18 protein-coding genes are annotated in these 17736 nt (G+C 51.0%); 14 read left to right on the top strand and 4 right to left on the bottom strand.

From position 1 onward, the window contains the following. Positions 1 to 147 precede the first annotated feature (147 nt). From budA to J2Y43_RS29730, 9 genes are all read left to right on the top strand, one after another. Entirely contained in the window at positions 148 to 975 is an 828-nt protein-coding gene (gene budA / locus J2Y43_RS29770; protein ID WP_309991258.1) for an acetolactate decarboxylase, read from the top strand. A gap of 77 nt (positions 976 to 1052) precedes the next feature. Next, entirely contained in the window at positions 1053 to 2063 is a 1011-nt protein-coding gene (locus J2Y43_RS29765; protein ID WP_309991255.1) for an alpha/beta hydrolase, read from the top strand. 77 nt (positions 2064 to 2140) lie between these two features. After that, positions 2141 to 2818 carry a response regulator transcription factor gene (locus J2Y43_RS29760; RefSeq protein ID WP_309991252.1) on the top strand — a complete coding sequence of 226 codons (678 nt, stop codon included), beginning with the start codon at positions 2141 to 2143 and terminating at the stop codon, positions 2816 to 2818. After that, positions 2815 to 4068, top strand: coding sequence for a HAMP domain-containing sensor histidine kinase (locus tag J2Y43_RS29755; protein ID WP_309991249.1), 1254 nt, complete (start codon positions 2815 to 2817; stop codon positions 4066 to 4068). Before J2Y43_RS29760 ends, J2Y43_RS29755 begins: the two co-directional genes overlap by 4 nt. Positions 4069 to 4238: 170 nt before the next feature. Beyond that, complete coding sequence (locus J2Y43_RS29750) at positions 4239 to 5750, top strand: Do family serine endopeptidase (RefSeq protein WP_309991246.1); 1512 nt, start codon at positions 4239 to 4241, stop codon at positions 5748 to 5750. Positions 5751 to 5819: 69 nt separating this feature from the next. Then, positions 5820 to 6389, top strand: a complete 570-nt coding sequence (locus J2Y43_RS29745; protein ID WP_309991244.1) for a DUF4136 domain-containing protein — start codon at positions 5820 to 5822, stop codon at positions 6387 to 6389. Then, positions 6386 to 7714 (top strand): hypothetical protein, encoded by a 1329-nt coding sequence (locus J2Y43_RS29740; protein WP_309991240.1) that lies wholly within the window; start codon positions 6386 to 6388, stop codon positions 7712 to 7714. The genes J2Y43_RS29745 and J2Y43_RS29740 overlap by 4 nt, the downstream gene beginning before the upstream one ends. Before the next feature lie 197 nt (positions 7715 to 7911). Beyond that, complete coding sequence (locus J2Y43_RS29735) at positions 7912 to 8436, top strand: REP-associated tyrosine transposase (protein WP_309991238.1); 525 nt, start codon at positions 7912 to 7914, stop codon at positions 8434 to 8436. A 190-nt stretch (positions 8437 to 8626) separates the two neighbouring features. Further along, positions 8627 to 9268: an HAD family hydrolase gene (locus tag J2Y43_RS29730; protein ID WP_223405286.1), complete on the top strand. Its 642-nt coding sequence runs from the start codon at positions 8627 to 8629 to the stop codon at positions 9266 to 9268. Here the strand turns inward: J2Y43_RS29730 and J2Y43_RS29725 are convergent, their stop codons facing one another. After that, positions 9269 to 9769: a DinB family protein gene (locus J2Y43_RS29725; RefSeq protein WP_309991235.1), complete on the bottom strand. Its 501-nt coding sequence runs from the start codon at positions 9767 to 9769 to the stop codon at positions 9269 to 9271. It abuts the gene before it with no gap. Positions 9770 to 9857: 88 nt separating this feature from the next. Between J2Y43_RS29725 and J2Y43_RS29720 the strand changes: the two genes are divergently transcribed. The 5 genes from J2Y43_RS29720 to map all read left to right on the top strand — a co-directional run bounded on the left by J2Y43_RS29720 (position 9858) and on the right by map (position 13464). Continuing rightward, positions 9858 to 10409 carry an NADAR family protein gene (locus J2Y43_RS29720; protein WP_309991233.1) on the top strand — a complete coding sequence of 184 codons (552 nt, stop codon included), beginning with the start codon at positions 9858 to 9860 and terminating at the stop codon, positions 10407 to 10409. 65 nt (positions 10410 to 10474) lie between these two features. Continuing rightward, positions 10475 to 11290: a helix-turn-helix domain-containing protein gene (locus J2Y43_RS29715; protein ID WP_309991231.1), complete on the top strand. Its 816-nt coding sequence runs from the start codon at positions 10475 to 10477 to the stop codon at positions 11288 to 11290. A gap of 73 nt (positions 11291 to 11363) precedes the next feature. Continuing rightward, positions 11364 to 11837 (top strand): VOC family protein, encoded by a 474-nt coding sequence (locus J2Y43_RS29710; RefSeq protein WP_309991228.1) that lies wholly within the window; start codon positions 11364 to 11366, stop codon positions 11835 to 11837. A 61-nt stretch (positions 11838 to 11898) separates the two neighbouring features. Continuing rightward, positions 11899 to 12684, top strand: coding sequence for a DUF3050 domain-containing protein (locus tag J2Y43_RS29705; protein WP_309991226.1), 786 nt, complete (start codon positions 11899 to 11901; stop codon positions 12682 to 12684). Positions 12685 to 12699: 15 nt separating this feature from the next. Further along, positions 12700 to 13464 (top strand): type I methionyl aminopeptidase, encoded by a 765-nt coding sequence (map, locus tag J2Y43_RS29700; protein WP_309991224.1) that lies wholly within the window; start codon positions 12700 to 12702, stop codon positions 13462 to 13464. Here map and J2Y43_RS29695 read toward each other — a convergent pair whose 3' ends face one another. The 3 genes from J2Y43_RS29695 to J2Y43_RS29685 form a co-directional block, all read right to left on the bottom strand. Further along, the gene (locus tag J2Y43_RS29695) at positions 13465 to 14154 is read right to left on the bottom strand and encodes a hypothetical protein (protein WP_223405273.1); all 690 of its coding nucleotides are present in this window, start codon (positions 14152 to 14154) and stop codon (positions 13465 to 13467) included. It abuts the gene before it with no gap. Between the two features lie 138 nt (positions 14155 to 14292). Then, positions 14293 to 15144, bottom strand: a complete 852-nt coding sequence (locus J2Y43_RS29690) for a helix-turn-helix domain-containing protein (protein WP_309991219.1) — start codon at positions 15142 to 15144, stop codon at positions 14293 to 14295. Next, positions 15104 to 17626, bottom strand: a complete 2523-nt coding sequence (locus J2Y43_RS29685; RefSeq protein WP_309991216.1) for a M1 family aminopeptidase — start codon at positions 17624 to 17626, stop codon at positions 15104 to 15106. Before J2Y43_RS29685 ends, J2Y43_RS29690 begins: the two co-directional genes overlap by 41 nt. Between the last annotated feature and the right edge of the window lie 110 nt (positions 17627 to 17736).

Genomic DNA, 17736 nt, shown 5'->3' with positions numbered 1-17736 from the left:
GTCAACTACCTCCCTGCTTTCCCTGCTATTCTCCAAATTATCCCCGGCCAGGTACTATAAATACCTTTGAATAGAATGTCACCGCCTGCATTGCAAAGATTCGGTCGTATACCGTCATTTGTAACCAATCCCAAACCCTTTCTTAGCATGGTTCGTCTTTCCGCATTTTACAAAAGCATATTCCGTTGTGCCCTGGCAGCACTTCTCTCCGGTATTTTCGCATTCAATACCATCGCACAATCGGCTAAAAACCGACCCAAAACTGCTCCCGACCAGGATTTCATGTACCAATATTCGATCATCGACGCACTCATGGCAGGCGTTTTCGACGGCGACCTGACGATCGGGCAATTGAAAAAGAAAGGCGATTTCGGCGTCGGCACATTCAACCGGGTCGATGGTGAGCTGCTGATCGACAAAGGGCATGTCTATAAGATCAGTTACGACGGTTCCGTGAAAGAGGTCCCCGATTCCGACAGCACCTCCGCCGCATTCGTCAAGTTTTTTAAGGCAGACACCGTGATCCATTTAAATGGCCCGGGACTCAATTACGAAAAAGTGCAGGAGCAAATCAGGCATTTACTGAATCCAAACGGTATTTATGCATTAAGAATCTCCGCCACATTCCCCACCATGACTACGCGTGCCGAGAAACCCGCGAGCAAGCCCTATTCCTCACTACCGGAGCATTTAAAGCATAATCAGATTGTATTTGAATTGAAAAACACCAAAGGTATATGCAGCGGCTTTCTGCTACCGCCCTACCTGGCCCGTACCAATGTGCCCGGGTTCCATTTGCATTACCTGGCCGATGATCACAAGTCGGGCGGACATATCTTCAACTTCACCGCCGACGCAGTTACCGTGGAAGTCGATATGGCGAAGGGTTTCACGATCGAGAACAATACCAACGCCGAGTTTGGCAAGGTGAATCTCCAACCCGATCGGGGGGCCGAACTGAAAAAGATCGAATAGCCCAAGCGTGTTACTGCCTGTAACTTGCCGTCTGGCCGCGCAGCCTTTATATTTGCCGCAGATTAGTACATATCTCCATGAAAAACAGCCTCCTGCTCGCACTCCTCTTTACAATTTCTGCCGGCGCCGTCAACGCTCAGGTTACCTATTTTGCGGATTTGATGGGCAAAGGTTTCAAACAGGCGACGATCGTCCAGCCCTCCGATTACGAAGGCAGCGTTACCTGCACCCTCGTCAGAAAAACGGCGCCCGACAAAAGCACCAAAGCGGTACTTTACGTCCACGGTTTCAACGATTACTTCTTTCAGGAGGAAATGGCCGAGCGGTACATCAAAGAAGGCTTCAACTTTTACGCGATCGATCTGCGGAAATACGGGCGGTCGTGGCTCAGCCACCAGAAGATCAATAACGTTCGCGACCTTTCCGAGTATTATGCCGATATCGACACTGCCCTGGCGGTTATCAAAGGGGAAGGCAACGAAAAAGTGCTTTTGAGCGGGCATTCGCTCGGCGGGCTCACGATCTCGCTCTATGCGAGTGAGCGCTTGGGCAAAGAAAAATTCGATGCGGTACTGCTCAACAGCCCGATGTTTGCATTAAATATCAAATCGGGGCTCAAAAAAACGGCATTGCCGTTGCTGCTGAAAAGGGCTGAAAAACACCCGGAAACCAACTTCGACCTGGGCATCAACCCGCTTTACGGCGAAAGCTTGCACGTGACGGCTCATGGCGAGTGGTCTTACAGCCTGGGCTTGAAACCATTTGTTGCCCCGCCGGTCAATCTGGGCTGGATACGGGCGGTGCACAATGCGCAGGAGCGGCTAGCTCAGGGCATTACCATCAACAAACCCGTACTGGTAATGCATTCGGCCAAATCCATCGACGAGAAAAAATGGAGCGATGCATTTTTCACGGGTGACGCGGTGCTGAATGTAGAGGACGTGGCACGCCAGGCCCAGAATATCGTGGGGCAATACAGCATTCAGGCGGTTCAGGGCGGTATGCACGACCTGATCCTCTCCAAACAACCGGTGCGCGACGAGGTATACTCCACCATTTTCAACTGGGCCAAAAGAACCGTGAAGTAGCCTGCCTGGAATGCCCCGCATGGGCACTTCAGATTTCCTCCAAAATTTGTAGTTTCATTTGCACAAACTACTAGGCTATGAAACTGCTGCTCATTGAAGACGAAAAAGCGCTGGCTACCAGCATTCAAAACTATTTTCAGCGCGAAAACTTCATTTGCGAATGGGCGGCGGATTACCGGACGGCGGTAGAGAAGATCAATATTTACCGTTACGATTGTGTGCTTGTGGACCTGATGCTGCCCGATGGTGACGGCCTCGATGCCGTGCGGGAGCTAAAACGGAGCTTTCCGGAAACGGGTATCATCATTATCTCGGCTAAAAACTCGCTCGACGACCGCATTACCGGCCTCAACCTCGGCTCGGACGATTACCTTACCAAGCCTTTCCATCTTTCGGAGCTCAATGCCCGCGTGCAGGCCGTGATACGCAGGCGTACCTTCCAGGGCAGCCAGCAAATCCGTTTCGGCAAAATCCAGATCGACCCGCAGGAGCATTTGGTAATGGTGGATCAACAGGAAATAGTGCTGACCCGCAAGGAATACGACCTGCTCGTGTACCTGATCGCCAACAAAAACCGCGTGCTCACCAAAGAATCCATCGCCGAACACCTTTGGGGCGACGATGCGGATTTAATGGACAATTTTGACTTTATATACACACATATTAAAAATCTCAGGAAGAAGCTGATGGACAAAGGCAGCCCCGATTACCTGAAATCCATTTACGGCGTCGGCTATAAATTCAGCGAGCAATGAAACTGCTGGAACGCATTCTCAAATACCAGATCGTCACTTCGCTGTGCGTGCTCACATTGGGCGCCGTATTGTTCTATTTTTCAGTAGATTATCTGATAGATCAGGAGGTAAACAAGGAGCTCATGCGCAGCAAGGCGAAAGTAAGCTGGCAGTTGCGGCATATCGACGAACTACCGGTGTACATCCTGCAACTGGGCGACAGCCTGCAACTCGACCAGGTCCGGTATCCCGGCCAAATGGCGCTTGTAGAGCGAAAATTGTTCAACGAGTTTGAAAGCGAATACCAGCCCTATCGGCAGCTGATCTTCTACGAACGCGTCGAAGGTACATGGTACCGGGTGACTATCAGCAAGTTACTGGCACAGCGACAGCAGTTGCTGGAAGCAGTTGTGATGACCGTCACATTCATCGTAGCGCTATTGCTTATATCGCTCCTCCTGCTCAACAGCTGGCTTTCCCGCCGGTTATGGCGGCCGTTTTACAAGACATTGCGTGCATTGGATTCCTACGAGGTCGAAAAACACGAGGTGCTCACTTTTCCCAAACAGCATACCGTCGAATTTGAGCAGTTGAACCAGTCCGTAACGCAGTTTACGGACCGCCTCGCCGCCACTTACCAGAACCTGAAAGAGTTTACCGGGAATGCCTCGCACGAAATACAGACCCCGCTGGCGGTGATTTTGTCTAAAATTGAAGGCTTGTTTCAGGATGAGAGCCTGAAAGAGTCGCAGCTCGTGGCGCTTTCGGAGATCAGCGAAGCCGCCAACAGGCTCGCCAAGTTGAACCAGGCATTATTATTGCTTACCAAGATTGAAAACCGGCAGTTTCTGGCCGGTACCGAGCCGATCAGCCTGGTACCGATCATCAACAGGAAGCTCCGCGACCTGGAAGACCTGATCGAACAGCGGGAGATTACCGTGAAGACGGCGATCGAACCAACGGGGCCTGTGATGCACCCGGCTTTGGCCGAAGTGCTGGTCAATAACCTGCTGACCAATGCGATACGATACAATATAAATGGAGGAACGATCGATATTACGCTCAATGCAGGCAAACTGGTGGTCCGGAACACGGGTGCTCCTATCCATGTCGACCCCGAACTGATGTTCGAACGCTTCCGGAAAGAAGGCACACATTCGGCCTCGCTGGGTCTGGGACTGGCATTGGCCAAGACCATCTGCCAGGTGAACGGACAGTCGCTTACTTACGAAACAGAGGGCCAATGGCACATTCTCACCGTGACCTGGTAACGATATTTCAAGATTTTTCATGGCTAGTAGTGAATAAAGGGAGGGTTTCTGACTCTCCTTTTTTTATGTATTTCAAAAAAATACCCAACTACAAATTGTCTTCAGAATTCACACAGAATTGCAACAGGATCACTACTGAAATTTGAATACACTTAATCAATTTAATAGCGATGACAAATTTCAGAAAACTTACAGCAGTAGCCCTCGCATCCGCATTATTGGGCGGAACCTCCTACGCTACCTACGAACATTTCGGCAAACCAGATACGATTTCAACCTGGGTCACCAATGCGACCCCGTTCGTCAAAGCCAGACTGGATGCCAAGTCGGGTGCTGCGGCCAACGGCGCTACGGCCATGATCCCCGCCGATTTTTCATTTGCCTCCAAAAAAGCCACCGCAGCCGTGGTACACATTAAATCGACGCTGAAACCTGAACGAACCGTAAGCCAGATGCAAATCCCTGAAGAGTTCAGGGATTTCTTCGGCGGCCGCAGCCCGTTCGGCCAGCAGGCTCCTGAGGGTAAAATGGAGAAACCGCAAGCCACTGGTTCGGGCGTAATCATCAACCCTGACGGCTACATTGTCACCAACAACCACGTGATCCAGGGTGCCGAAACGCTGGAAGTAACCCTGGCCGACAAGCATACCTACAAAGCGAAGGTCATTGGCAGTGACCCGAACACCGACATCGCGCTCATCAAGATCGACGCGAAGAATTTGCCTGCATTGTCGTTCGGTAACTCCGAAAATGTGGAAGTAGGCCAATGGGTATTGGCAGTTGGTAATCCCTATAACCTCACATCGACCGTCACCGCGGGCATTGTGAGCGCCAAAGGACGCAGCATTAACATCCTCGGCGAGAATGCAAAGGCCCCAATCGAGTCATTCATCCAGACCGACGCAGCCGTAAACCCGGGTAATTCCGGTGGCGCATTGGTGGATTTAAATGGTAACCTCATCGGTATCAACACCGCCATCGCCAGCCAGACAGGTTCGTTTGCGGGTTACTCGTTCGCCGTTCCGTCGAGCATTGCGCATAAAGTGGTGGAGGATATTTCCAAATTCGGTTCCGTACAGCGCGGGTACCTTGGCGTGGGGATCAGCGAAGTAGATGCCGCGAAAGTCAAATCGTTTGACCTGAAAGTGGATGAGGGCGTGCGCGTCGAGAATTTCGCGGATGAAAGCGCTGCGAAAGAAGCCGGTATCAAAATTGGCGACGTGATTACCAAAATCGACGGCCATGACATCACCAGCGTACCGCAATTGCAGGAAGCCATCGCCCAGCATAAACCATCCGACAAAGTGACCGTGAATGTGAATCGCGATGGCGTCGATAAAGTGGTTTCCGTGACATTGAAAGGTATTTCCGAACCTTCCGTAGCTGATCGCTCCTCGTCGGCCGTAATGGAGCAATTGGGTATCGAGCTGAAAGACCTCACCAATCAACAGAAAAAAGAATACGGAATCGGTGCGGGTGCGCAGGTAACGGCGATCAACGCCGGCAAAATCCGCCAGAGTACCGATATGGAAGAAGGTTTTGTGATTACCAAGATTGACAAAACACCGGTTGCCAATGCCCGGGAAGCAGTGAAAATGCTCCAAGGCAAAAAAGGCGGGGTGATGATCGAAGGGCTTTATCCCGGCAACGATGAAACCCAATATTTCGCAATTGGATTGTAGTACCCGGCTTTCCGGGGTTACCTGCCGAAGAGCCGGCCCTCGGAAAGCCTTTTAAAATGACCCATTAAAATGAAAAAGAACCTGATTTTGTTGGGAATGCTGACTGTGCTGGGCAGTGTGGTGCTCGCACAAAGTCCCCAACAGCCGATCTACGGCAAGGCAGTGACTTATAACTGGATTGTCCCCGACATGAAAACCAACCAGAATCCGATGTACGCCAGCTCATTATCTCGGCACCGCATTCAGGATGCCTTCGACAAGGCGCTGCAAAGCAGGGGACTTACGCGCAATACCCAGCATCCTGACCTGCTCCTGCAATTTCACACCTACACACAACGCGTGCGTAAGAACTACTACGGTGGCGGGGGCTATCCGTTCGGAGCTTATCCGATGATGGGCTGGGGCCGTTTTGGCTGGGGATATCCCTACTACGGCGGTTTTGGCGGCTATGGATATGGTGGTTACCCCTATTCCACCACCGGCACCGACGGTACGCTGATCCTGGATGTAGTGGATACCAAAACCGGGGATATTATCTGGCAAAAAGCGATTTCCGGTGATGTGAGCAATCCAAACCGGCTTGAAAAACAGATTAATAAGGGTGTTAAAAAGTTAATGAAAAGCTTCCCTGTGTCATGAAAACGCTTCAATATTTCGTCGCTATTCTGCTCTCCGCCGCCAGCCTCACAAGCTACGGCCAGGATGATCAAATGGTTAGCAATGCGCAACAAAACATTGTCACTGACCAAAGTCTGCTCAAAGCCATTGCACCTTACAATGACGCCGTCCGCAATGACATTCTCGTAGCCACCCAATATCCCGACGTGCTCGGCAAACTGGCCGGGATCCGGGAGAAAAGCAGCGTAGGTTTTCAGCAAATCATTCAAAACTATTCTCAAAAGAAACAAAACTGGTTTTATGAAATCAGCCGGTATCCCGAGCTGATGCATAAACTCGCAACACTTCCGCGTAGAACTTCTCGCGAAACGGTCGACGGAATGGTAGCCAATGTGGATCAGTCTTCTGAATTGAAAGAAGCAGCCTGGAAATTGTACAACAACCACCATAGCGACCTGGTGGCTGTCGATAACCTCAATGAAGAAGCCAGTTCCTCATTCCAGGGCATGATCGCGCAGCTCGATCCCGATGCGCAACAAGCGTTTAAAACCCTGGAAGAAATGCCTGACGTATTGTCTCTGCTGAACGACCACTCCGACCTCGTAACACGGCTCGGCGAGCGTTTTAAAGACAACCCCGCCGACGTGCGCAACGACCTGGCCACCATTCACGACCAGCTTGAAGCTCAAAACAAGGAGGAATTGGCTGCATATCAGGATGAGTTGAAACAAAATCCGCAGGCCATGCAGGAACTCAGCCAGGCTTCGCAGGAATATGCGTCCCAGGGAGGTTACAGCTACCCTGCCCCAACCGGCGATAAAGTGGTGAACTATGGCAGTCCATATTCTTACTGGTTCGGCTATCCTTACTGGTACGGCTCACCGATGTGGTATCCGGGCTTGTATGGCTATGGCTCCGGCTTCTATCTGGGCCTGGGCGGTTATCCAATGGTTTACGCAATGCCTTCCCTCGGCTTTTCCAGATGGTTTTTCGGCGGCGCCTACCGGTATTACCCACACCTGTACCGCCAGTACGACCACTATTACCATACCATTGCCCCGCGGAATTACATGTATTCACCAAGAACCGCATTCATCGGTTCGGCCGCGAGACACTTCAATCCGTCGGTCGGCTCACGATCCTACCTGTTCGACAGGGGCCAGGGTATGCGTTCCGCCCCGCGCTCGATGAATGCGCAAGGCTACCGGTCGATGCCCCGGAGTAATTCGTTCAGTGCTCCTTCCCGGTCGTATGGATCCTTTGGAGGTAGAAGTTTTAATGGTGGTGGCGGTGGTTTCAGTAGAGGTGGATTTAGTGGTGGCGGTTTTCGTGGGGGAAGACGATAAATATTAAAGCTAGTTTGAGGATCTTCCTTCAAACGGACTATTCGCAGGCCTCCGGCCGGCCGGTACATCCTTGCGGTACTGACCGGCCGGAGGCCTGCGAATAGTCGGCGCGAACGTAGACGTTCGCGCTAGCGCGCCTACGCTTGCTAAGTAACGTGTTACCTTTTTCGCATTCTCCGTACCAATGTAAAAAACCTATGTCTGAAAAATACAGATTCTTCGAGGGCGGGCTCTTCTTCGTCACCATGACCGTTGTTGGGTGGATAGATGTTTTTAGTCGCAAACTATACGCTGATGAAATTATCAAGAGTCTCAACTATTGCATTGAGCATAAAGGTTTACAAGTGTTCGAATTTGTGATTATGACCAATCAAATTCACATGATCTGTTCTGCGAGGGATGGGAATGTTTCAAAAATCATCAAAGACTTTAAAAGTTTTACGGCCAAAGAAATCATTAGGCTGATACAAGAGAACAAGCGCGAAAGCAGGAAGGAATGGTTACTGTACATGTTCAGGTATTTTGCGAGAGCAACCAGCCCTAAGTGTGAATTCCAGTTTTGGCAACATCGAAACCATCCTGTTAGTCTGGAAACAAATCGTTTTATCCGGCAAAAGACGAACTACATTTTGAATAATCCTGTAAAGGCGGGGATTGTTGTGGAGCCGCAACATTATATTTATAGCAGCGCTAATCCTAATACTGAATTGAAACTAAGTTAGGCTGGTTTGAAGATCTTCCTTCAAACATACTATTCGCAGGCCTCTGGCCGGTCAGTACATCCTTGCGGTACTGACCGGCCAGAGGCCTGCGAATAGGGTGCACGAACGTAGACGTTCGCGCCATTCGGCGTTTACATGTTTATAACTAACTTAGCGGCCATCCTTTTACCAATATACAGCAACAATTATTATGCAGATCAGCGATCTCAAAATCCTCTTTTTCGACATTGGCGGCGTCCTTTTGAGTAATGGGTGGGGCCACGAATCCCGTCTTCTGGCGGCGGAGAAGTTCGGCCTCAATTATAAGGAGATGGATCAGCTCCATAATTTCATTTTCAATGTCTACGAAATCGGGAGCGTGAATCTCGATCAGTATCTCGACACGGTGATCTTCAATCACCCGCGCGACTTCGTACGGGAAGATTTCAAGGAGTTTATGTATTCACAGTCGGTCGAGCTGCCTGGCATGCTCGCGTGGCTCAAAGAATGGAAAAAGGATTGCGGCTTCCGCATCATTTCCATCAACAATGAAGGGAAAGAGCTGAACGACTACCGCATTCAGAAGTTCAAGCTGCACACCTGCTTCGATGCATTTATTTCTTCCTGCGAAGTAAAAATGCGCAAACCCGATCCGCGGATATTCGAGCTTGCCATGGGCATTGCGCAGGCAACACCCAGCCAGTGCGTGTATTTCGATGACCGCATTATGTTTGCCAACATGGCAAAAACCCTGGGCCTGCGTGCGTACCAGCACACGAGTTTCGAATCGACGAAGGAAATCCTCGAAGAACTGAAAAAAGAGCAGTTCGACCGTTTCGGTCCGCCGCGCTGATCAGAACGTACGGTCGTCGGCCGAAGGCCCGTAAATGGACGGTACAGCAATTTCATTCAACCGCATGTACACGGTAAGCTGGCCCCGGTGATGCACCCAGTGATTGATGGTCGAGCCGATGCCCTCGCGTTTGGGCTGGGTAAATAGTACCTGGCCCTGCCGTTTCAGATAAAACGGGGCATCGAGATCGGCGTCGGTAATGCCGGCCAGCGATTTTTGGGCACTTTTGAAAACTTCCTCATAATGGTCAAGCAATTCCTCGCTGGTAGTGAATTCGAAACGTTTGTAAGTCGCAAAATCAACTTCGCCTTGCTCAACCATAAAAGTGATCCACAAGGGAATTTCAGCGACCAAAAGCGCGAGGTAGCCCATCTCCATGGAGGTAGGATGCGGTTTGTAGCCAAATAATGCCACCGGAAACCTTTCCAGGCATTTGCGGGTCGAAGTATACTCTGCTTCCAGCTCTTTGATGTAGGCATCTACTAAGGTCCTGTTGCTCATAGTATTGTTCGTTTTTTTGTTTGCACTTAAAAAACAATGCCTGCACGAAGGTTGAATCGATGTCACTTCCACCTGCTATATTGTAACAATGAAATATGACATCAGCTGGCTCTTGAATCAATACGAAGAGCAACCTAAAATGAAGTTTCTCCATTTCTGGGGACATCAGCCGGCCCGTAGTGGCCAGGTTACCCAGTCGTGCCTGAGCCAATGGTGGCAATCGGCTTTCGTGATTGGTAATGTGACTTATCGTACGGCAGAACACTGGATGATGGCCGAAAAAGCGCGTCTGTTTGAAAACGATGCATTGAGGGAACGGATCATTGCCTGCTCCTCGCCCGGTGAAGCAAAAGCCCTGGGCAGGATGGTCGAGAATTTTGATGAACAGATCTGGGTAGCAAACCGCCAACCGATTGTCCTGGAAGGCAGTATTCAAAAGTTCTCGCAAAATCCCGAGCTTGGTACCTATCTTTTAAATACATCCGACAGGATCCTGGTGGAAGCCAGTCCCGTTGATCCCGTTTGGGGAATCGGACTCGCCGCTGACGACCCGCGCGCACATGATCCCGCGCAATGGAAGGGGCTCAACTTGCTCGGCTTTTCGTTGATGGAAACACGGGACACCCTTGCGAAACGTTAGCAAATATACGTCAACTTTCATTCTGATCAGCTACGACAGATCGTAAGCAAAAAAGTCCAAACCGGATGGATAAAACCCCAGATATTCGAGGGCTGTATGTGCCCGTTCAGCCGACGGTGAAGCAGTCGGCTGAACGGGTGACGTACCAGGAATTTCTTCCGGACAGCGCCTTGCAGAGGTTTATTTACTGCTATTGGCAATTGCGTACCACGGCCCCACTGGATGAGCCCTTCCTTTACCGCGTCGTCGCCGATGGCTGTATCGACATCTTCTTCGAGCTGCATAATCCCTCCGAGAATTTCGTGATGGGCTTTTGCAAAAAGTATACGGAGTTTCCCCTCGAAAACAGTTTCGACTACGTGGGTGTGCGTTTTTTACCTACAATGTTTCCGCAACTCTTCAAAATCAATGCCTCAGAGCTGAGCAACCGCTTTGAAAACCTGGATGTTGTGATACCCGGCACGGCGGAGTTCATCGCCTCGGCCTTCGAACCGGGACTGTCTTTGCCGGAGATCAAGCGCAGGCTCGACGACTACTTCCTGCATTGGGTAGCGGGTATCGATTTCAACCACGATCCGCGTTTATACGGGGCATTGGCCATGATCCTTCAAAATTTCGGCGTGCTGAATGTCGAAAAAGACCTCGACACCGGTCTTAGCCCCCGGCAGCTCCGCCGGCTCTTCAAGTATTACATCGGCGACTCTGCCAAAACGTTCAGCCAGGTCGTCCGTTTTCAGAATATCCTCCGTGCCAAACCCTCGCAGCAAAGCCTCCGCGAGAACAAGCTGTTTTACGACAACGGCTACTACGACCAGGCCCATTTCATCAAGGAATTCAAGAATCTTTACGGCGTGACGCCCGGGAAAGCGTTCGGGAGGTGATTTTGTCCGTTTTTTACAATCCTGCTCCGGAGGCCATTTCGAAATTTGTACCATCAACAAAACGGACGGCATTATGAAACGGCTCATCTCGCTATTGGCATTGGTATGCATTTGCGCCAATGCATTCTCTCAAACCAATTCATCCACTCAAACTAAACGCAAAATGAAACTGAACGCAGGCATCGTCACTTCCAAACTCGCTGAAACCAAAGCATTTTACACCCGGGCACTCGGCTTCGGCGTAACATTCGAAAATGAGTTTTACCTCCTGCTCCACACGCCGGGCGGCGCGTCGGAACTCAGTTTCCTCCTCCCCGAGCATCCTTCACAGCAGCCATTGTTTCACCAGGCATTCCAGGGACAAGGCATGTACCTTACCATCGAGGTAGACGACGTCGACAAGCTTTATCACGAACTTCAAAACAAGGGAGTACCCATCCAAATCGATATCCGTGACGAACCCTGGGGCGACAGGCATTTCGCGGTTCAAGACCCCAATGGCATCGGGATCGATCTCGTGAAGTATTCACCTCTGCAAGAAAAATAGTCGGCCAAAATTCGAACAAACATTCCCCGAGAACAGTTTAGCAAGAAGAACTACGCAAACAATGAACAACCACATTACCAGAATCCAACAGAACATCGAGCCCCTGCGGCAACAGATTATCCAGCACAAAGTTTATTCGGTTATCAATGACATCGAGGACCTCAAAGTATTCATGAAATACCATGTTTACGCGGTTTGGGACTTTATGTCGCTGCTTAAATCACTTCAAAACAGCCTTACCTGCACGTCTGTGCCCTGGTTCCCAACAGGAGACGGCGAAACGCGCAACCTCATCAACGAGATCGTAGCGGGCGAAGAATCGGATGTGGACAGCGAAGGAAATTTTAAAAGCCATTTCGAACTATACCTTGATGCCATGGCGCAATGCGGCGCCGATACCACTGAAATCGGCCGCTTTATTGAAGCGTTGCGCGGGACGGGCGATTTTGAAAAAGCATTCGATGCAGCAGGTACACCCGAAAAAGCCCGTGAATTTGTCCGTTTCACGTTCGGCACCATCGGCACCCGCAAGGATTACCTGCAAGCCGCCATTTTTACCTTCGGGCGTGAGGACCTCATTCCGGGCATGTTTATGTCGATCATCGAAGACATTCACCGTAATTTCCCGGACAGTATTTCTATTTTCAAATATTACCTTGAACGCCATATCGAAGTCGACGGCGACCACCACAGCCACCTTGCGCTTCGCATGACCGCCAACCTCTGCGAAAAGAACGAGGCATTCTGGCAGGAAGCAGAACAGGCCACCATCACATCCCTCGAAAAGCGCATTGCATTGTGGGATGGCGTTTACGAGGAGATTGCGGTAGAAAACATTACAAAATAACACGGACTCTCAACCATGTCTATTTCAAAAGAATCGGAACTGGCCGGCATGCAGGAAGCCAGCCGCGCGGTAGCTACCACTTTACGCGCGATGCGCGAGCATGCGAAGCCGGGTATGACGGCCAAGGAGCTCGACGATTTCGGAGGGGAAATGCTGAATAGCCTCGGCGCGAAATCGGCACCGAAGCTCACGTACGGCTTCCCGGGCTGGACCTGCATTAGTGTCAACAACGAAGTCGCGCACGGCGTACCTTCCGAAACAAAGGTTTTGCAGGAAGGGGATCTGGTGAATATCGACGTCTCTGCCGAACTGAATGGGTTCTGGTCCGATAACGGCGGTTCATTCGTGCTGGGCGAGGACATTCACGGACACAACAAACTGGTGAATGCCTCGAAACGGATCCTGAGCAAGGCACTCAGCCAAATTAAAGGCGGCGTAAGGATTGCCGACATCGGACGGCTCATCGAAACCGAAGCCAAACGCTCGGGTTACAAGGTCATTAGAAACCTGGCGGGCCATGGCGTAGGGCGCAGCCTGCACGAGGAGCCCCATGAAATTGCCAACTTCTATGATCGTTACAATACGACCCGCTTCCGCAAAAACAGCGTGGTGGCTATCGAAACGTTCATTTCAACCGCCTCCACAAACGCTGCTACCGAGCGCGACGGCTGGACGCTCGTGGGCTCGCGCGGCGGGTATGTAGCGCAGCACGAGCACACGATCATCGTTACGGATGGCAAACCCGTGATCCTCACGGCCATGAACGGCATTTTCGATTGATTATGACCAAAACCCCTGCACCTGGATCCCGAGCGGCGAATCATCCCGTTTTTTGAGTTCCTTTCGCAAACGGATGCAGGTAGGGATATGTCCCGAAATATAGATGTTCGAATTGGCCAGCTGCCTGTCGCTGGCCCATTTGAGCATCGAATGCAGCCCGCCGTCGCCGTTTTTCTTCACCGGCTGAATGTTCCAGTTGAAATATTCCTTAAACTCCTCGCGATGGTTCTCGTGGGCGATGGTGATGGCCCCGCTGATTTTACGCGTGCCGGCCAGCTGCTGCAACGCCAGGTAGTGCCCGATGCTGCTCATATCGCCCAGAACGACCATTTCTCCCGCGTAGGTAGGCCGGTGCATGGTCGCACCTACGCCCACGTACGTCATGCGGTCGCCCGCGCGCAGTGACCGTATCCACTGTGCGCCCGGGCCGTCCTGCTCGGCATTGATGTACAAAGTGCAGGTACGGATATCCTCGTCCCAGCCGGCAGGGGTATAATCGCGGTAAATCCCTTCTCCGACGCGTACTTTAATATGCTGGACGCGTTTCCAGCCGCTCATATCCATTTCGGGGAAATGGACGTCTACTTCAAAAAAAGTGGCAGGTTCCCAGGCCCGTATCGCAAGCACGGTTCCTGTTTTTCCAAAGGCATTTTCAAGCAAGTGTAGCGCTTTCTGTTTGATGATGTTCATTTTTCGTGCGATTGGATTGGTGTTGTTCCATGGCTGACGATCCAGCCGAAATTTTACTTTACAAAACAACACGCCCGCGCGAAGAGAATAAAGGGCAAAAGAGGGGTAATAGTTGGACAAATCGCGGTTTTACCAAAACTACAAACTCCGAAACTCACCCCGGAATTGCCCGGCAGACTTACCGGCCACCTTTCTGAACAGTCGTGAAAAGTAGGTATGGTCTTCGTAACCCAAGCCGAATGCGATCTCCTTAATGCTCAAATCGGTGTAGTAGAGCAACCTTTTAGCCTCCATTATCACTTCGTTCTGAATCCAGTGACTCACCGGCTGCCCCGATGTTTCTTTCACGACCTCATTCAAATAAGACGAAGTAATGCTGAGCATGCCCGCATACTCCGAGGGACTTTTCACAGTTTTAAAATGCCGCGATAAAAGTTTACGAAACTGCGAAGTAAGGGCCGAAGGGCGCGTTTGGGCCGTCCGCTGCAAAATCTCCTTTTCAAAAAGTGAAGTAAAAATACCCAGGCAGGTTTTCAGCATCGATTGCAGCACCGAGTGTCCGTACTGCGAAGGCGTCTCGTAAAATCCCAGCAGCAAATGGAGGCTGCGCGTCAGCAAATCAGCCTGCTCCGGATCCAGGCCGATCGGGAAGCCGTGCAAGGCATATTCGTCCACCACGGCGCGGTGGTGATCGTCGAGCAAGCTCATGTCTACACCCAGAAACCAGCCATACGACCCTTCCGTTTCCAACGGTTGATGCACTTGCCCCGGCATAATGCAGAACACCCCGCTCCCCCTCAACTCAATCTCCCGAAAATCCACCATAAGTCTGGCGTGACCGTCTTCCTGGAAAAAGAAATTCCCGTAATCGTCGCGGTGCGCATACATATGCGGCGTATTCATCCGGTTCATCCGGTCGATACGGTGCAGGGAGATGCCCAGGCCCGACTCATTGCTGAGATAATGCAGGGGAATGCTCTTTTTGGCCATAAGTCGCGGAGAGTTTTACGGAGCGATCGAGTAAGTCGGTCGCTTGTAATATTTTGTTTTTCAGGAAATAGGGATAATCGGGATGTTCCTTCAAAAAGGTCTGCGCGATCCGTGCGGCTTCGGGTGACGAATGCCCTGCGAATGTATTATGCAACCAGCGGGTCGGGAAGAAAATATCGCCGGTAAGCTGGATTTCCTGTAAAAGGTCGAGTGACGGGCGCAGGTATTTCAACGCGCTTTGCTCCCTCAGCGGATGGTGCAGGTAGGTCAGCGCATCGAGCACCCAGGCCTCCTTTTCACGGTTTTCTTCCTTTTTTAATGTCTCAAAAAACGCATCGCGTTCGGCCTCGCTGGCACTCAATGCGGGTATCACAAACTGCATTCTTGCCTTCCGGTCGGGATTCTTCGTCGCATTCAACTGAGTATTCAGGATCGCTTTCCCATCTCCTTTGCCTTTCAATGCCAGCTCGTAAGCCAGGGAAATTTTGTCCTCTTCCGAAAGTACGAGGCCCTTCACTTCCAGTTTGCCCGTCCAGAGCCCGTGCATTTTCTGCCAGCCATCGTCTGTCAGCGCCAGCGCCTTGAATGCCCGGAAATAGGATGTTTGAATGCCTTTGTCCCGGGTACTATTCAAAAGCTGCCAGATTTCGCCCTCAACACGTGCCTGATAGGCAGCCCTTTGATCTGCATTCAGGAATGCCCACCAGTCGGTTTGGAGGTTACCCAACAAATAGTCGACCAGAAGCGGGTTTTGCTCTTTGGGTAATGCATTCAAAATGGAATTCACCAGCTTTTCCGGCCCGGGGCCATCACCCCGCAGCAACCCTTCCCAGCTATTCACCAGCATAGCTCCCTTGAAAACCGGATCGGACACTTTCGCATTCCCGTACTGTGCAAAGAACCACGCTTTCGAAGCGGTATCCATTTTAAAATAACCGTAACCCGTCCCGTCATTATTGGGAAAAACAAGCTGCCCATTTTGCATTGTTTTCAAAACCAGCGGCTGCTCCCACACGCGTCCCGACACTGAATCTTTCAACTGCACCAGTTTGCCCGCTTCGATACCGTACTCCGGCATTCCGGGCGTTTTCACCCACACATTGCTCCATGTGGTAATATCCTCCGGCGAGCGCTTGTCGATAATACCGATCAGATCGTCCCAGCGGGCATTTCCGAATGAATAGGTTTTCAAATATTCGCGAAGGCTCTCGCGCATCAGCTCCTCTCCGATCTTCCTTTCCAATTGTCGCATCACAATGGGCGCCTTCATATAAATAATGGCTCCGTAGAGCGTCCCGGCATTTTTGAGATTACCCAGCTGCTGCAAAATCGGGTTGGTACCTGCCGTGCGGTCAACTTCATAGGCATTGGGATAATGCGCCAGCAAAAAACGCAGCTCGTGATTGATCTCCGGGAAACTGGGATGGACGATTTTGGCAGCCATAAAATTCGCAAACACCTCTTTCAGCCACACGTCGTTGAACCAGTCCATCGTCACCAGGTCGCCGAACCACATATGCGCCGATTCGTGCGCGATCACGCTCGCGCGGGCCATGCGGCGGTTCACCGAAGCATTTTCATCCAGAAAAAGGGCGGGCTCATTGTAAAAAATAGCGCCCGGATGCTCCATTCCGCCATATTGGAACGACGGCAATAGTACAAAGTCGAATTTCCCGAACGGGTAGTCAATATTCGTGTACTCTTCCAACCACGCCAGCGATTTCGCATGGAGCTGGAAAACGTCGTCACGGTTGCGGTTTACCTTCGTTGTATCGGTCTCGCGGTAGTACATCGTCATTTCGCGGCCGTCCATCGTGCGGGTTTCTTTGAAAAACTTGCCCGCCGCAAATGCAAATAGGTATGAGCTCACCGGCTTCGTCTTGCCGAACTGGTACACGCTCTTGCCATTTTCAACGGTTTTGGCGTTCAATTTTCCATTAGAGACAGCCTCCCACCCTTCCGGTGTTTTTAAAGTCAGTTGGTAGGACGCTTTCAAATTCGGCTGATCGAACAGCGGGAAGCACGTCGAAGCGCGATCAGGTACGAAGAGCGTGTACAAGTAATCGTCACTCCGGTTGAGTGACTGATCCCCCGCGACAAAGTCGATTCCGACCTCGTTTTTCCCTTTACTCAAATGCTTTGAATCAATAACAATATGCTCATTGACAAACTGATAATCTACTTTTTTACCGCCTACGCGAACCTCCTGCAAAGCGCTCGCATCCACATTGAAATCCAGCACCAGCGCCGAGTCGACGGCATTCAGGTGAAAGGTAACAATCTCTTTCCCCGAAATCTGCCCCGATTTACCCGCCGGAATATCGAGCTCGATCTGATATTGAATGCTATCGATATGTTGCTTGCGGTACTGATTGAGGGCAAACGAAACGCCTTTTTCAGGGGCAGGGCTTTGCTGACGCGTGCAGGCGGAAGCCACGATAATTGTGGCAGCAAGGAAAATGAGAGGGCGTATGAAAGTCATGGGATTAAGTATACGCTCAAAAATAGCATATCCATTTTAATACTGGACAAAACTCCCTTCCTATTCCGTTACGAAACGTAACATTTTGTATATTGCTTCAAAAAATTCGC

Source organism: Dyadobacter sp. BE31, from assembly GCF_031457695.1.
Classification (GTDB): Bacteria; Bacteroidota; Bacteroidia; order Cytophagales; family Spirosomataceae; genus Dyadobacter.
This window is presented reverse-complemented; position numbering and strand designations above follow the sequence as displayed.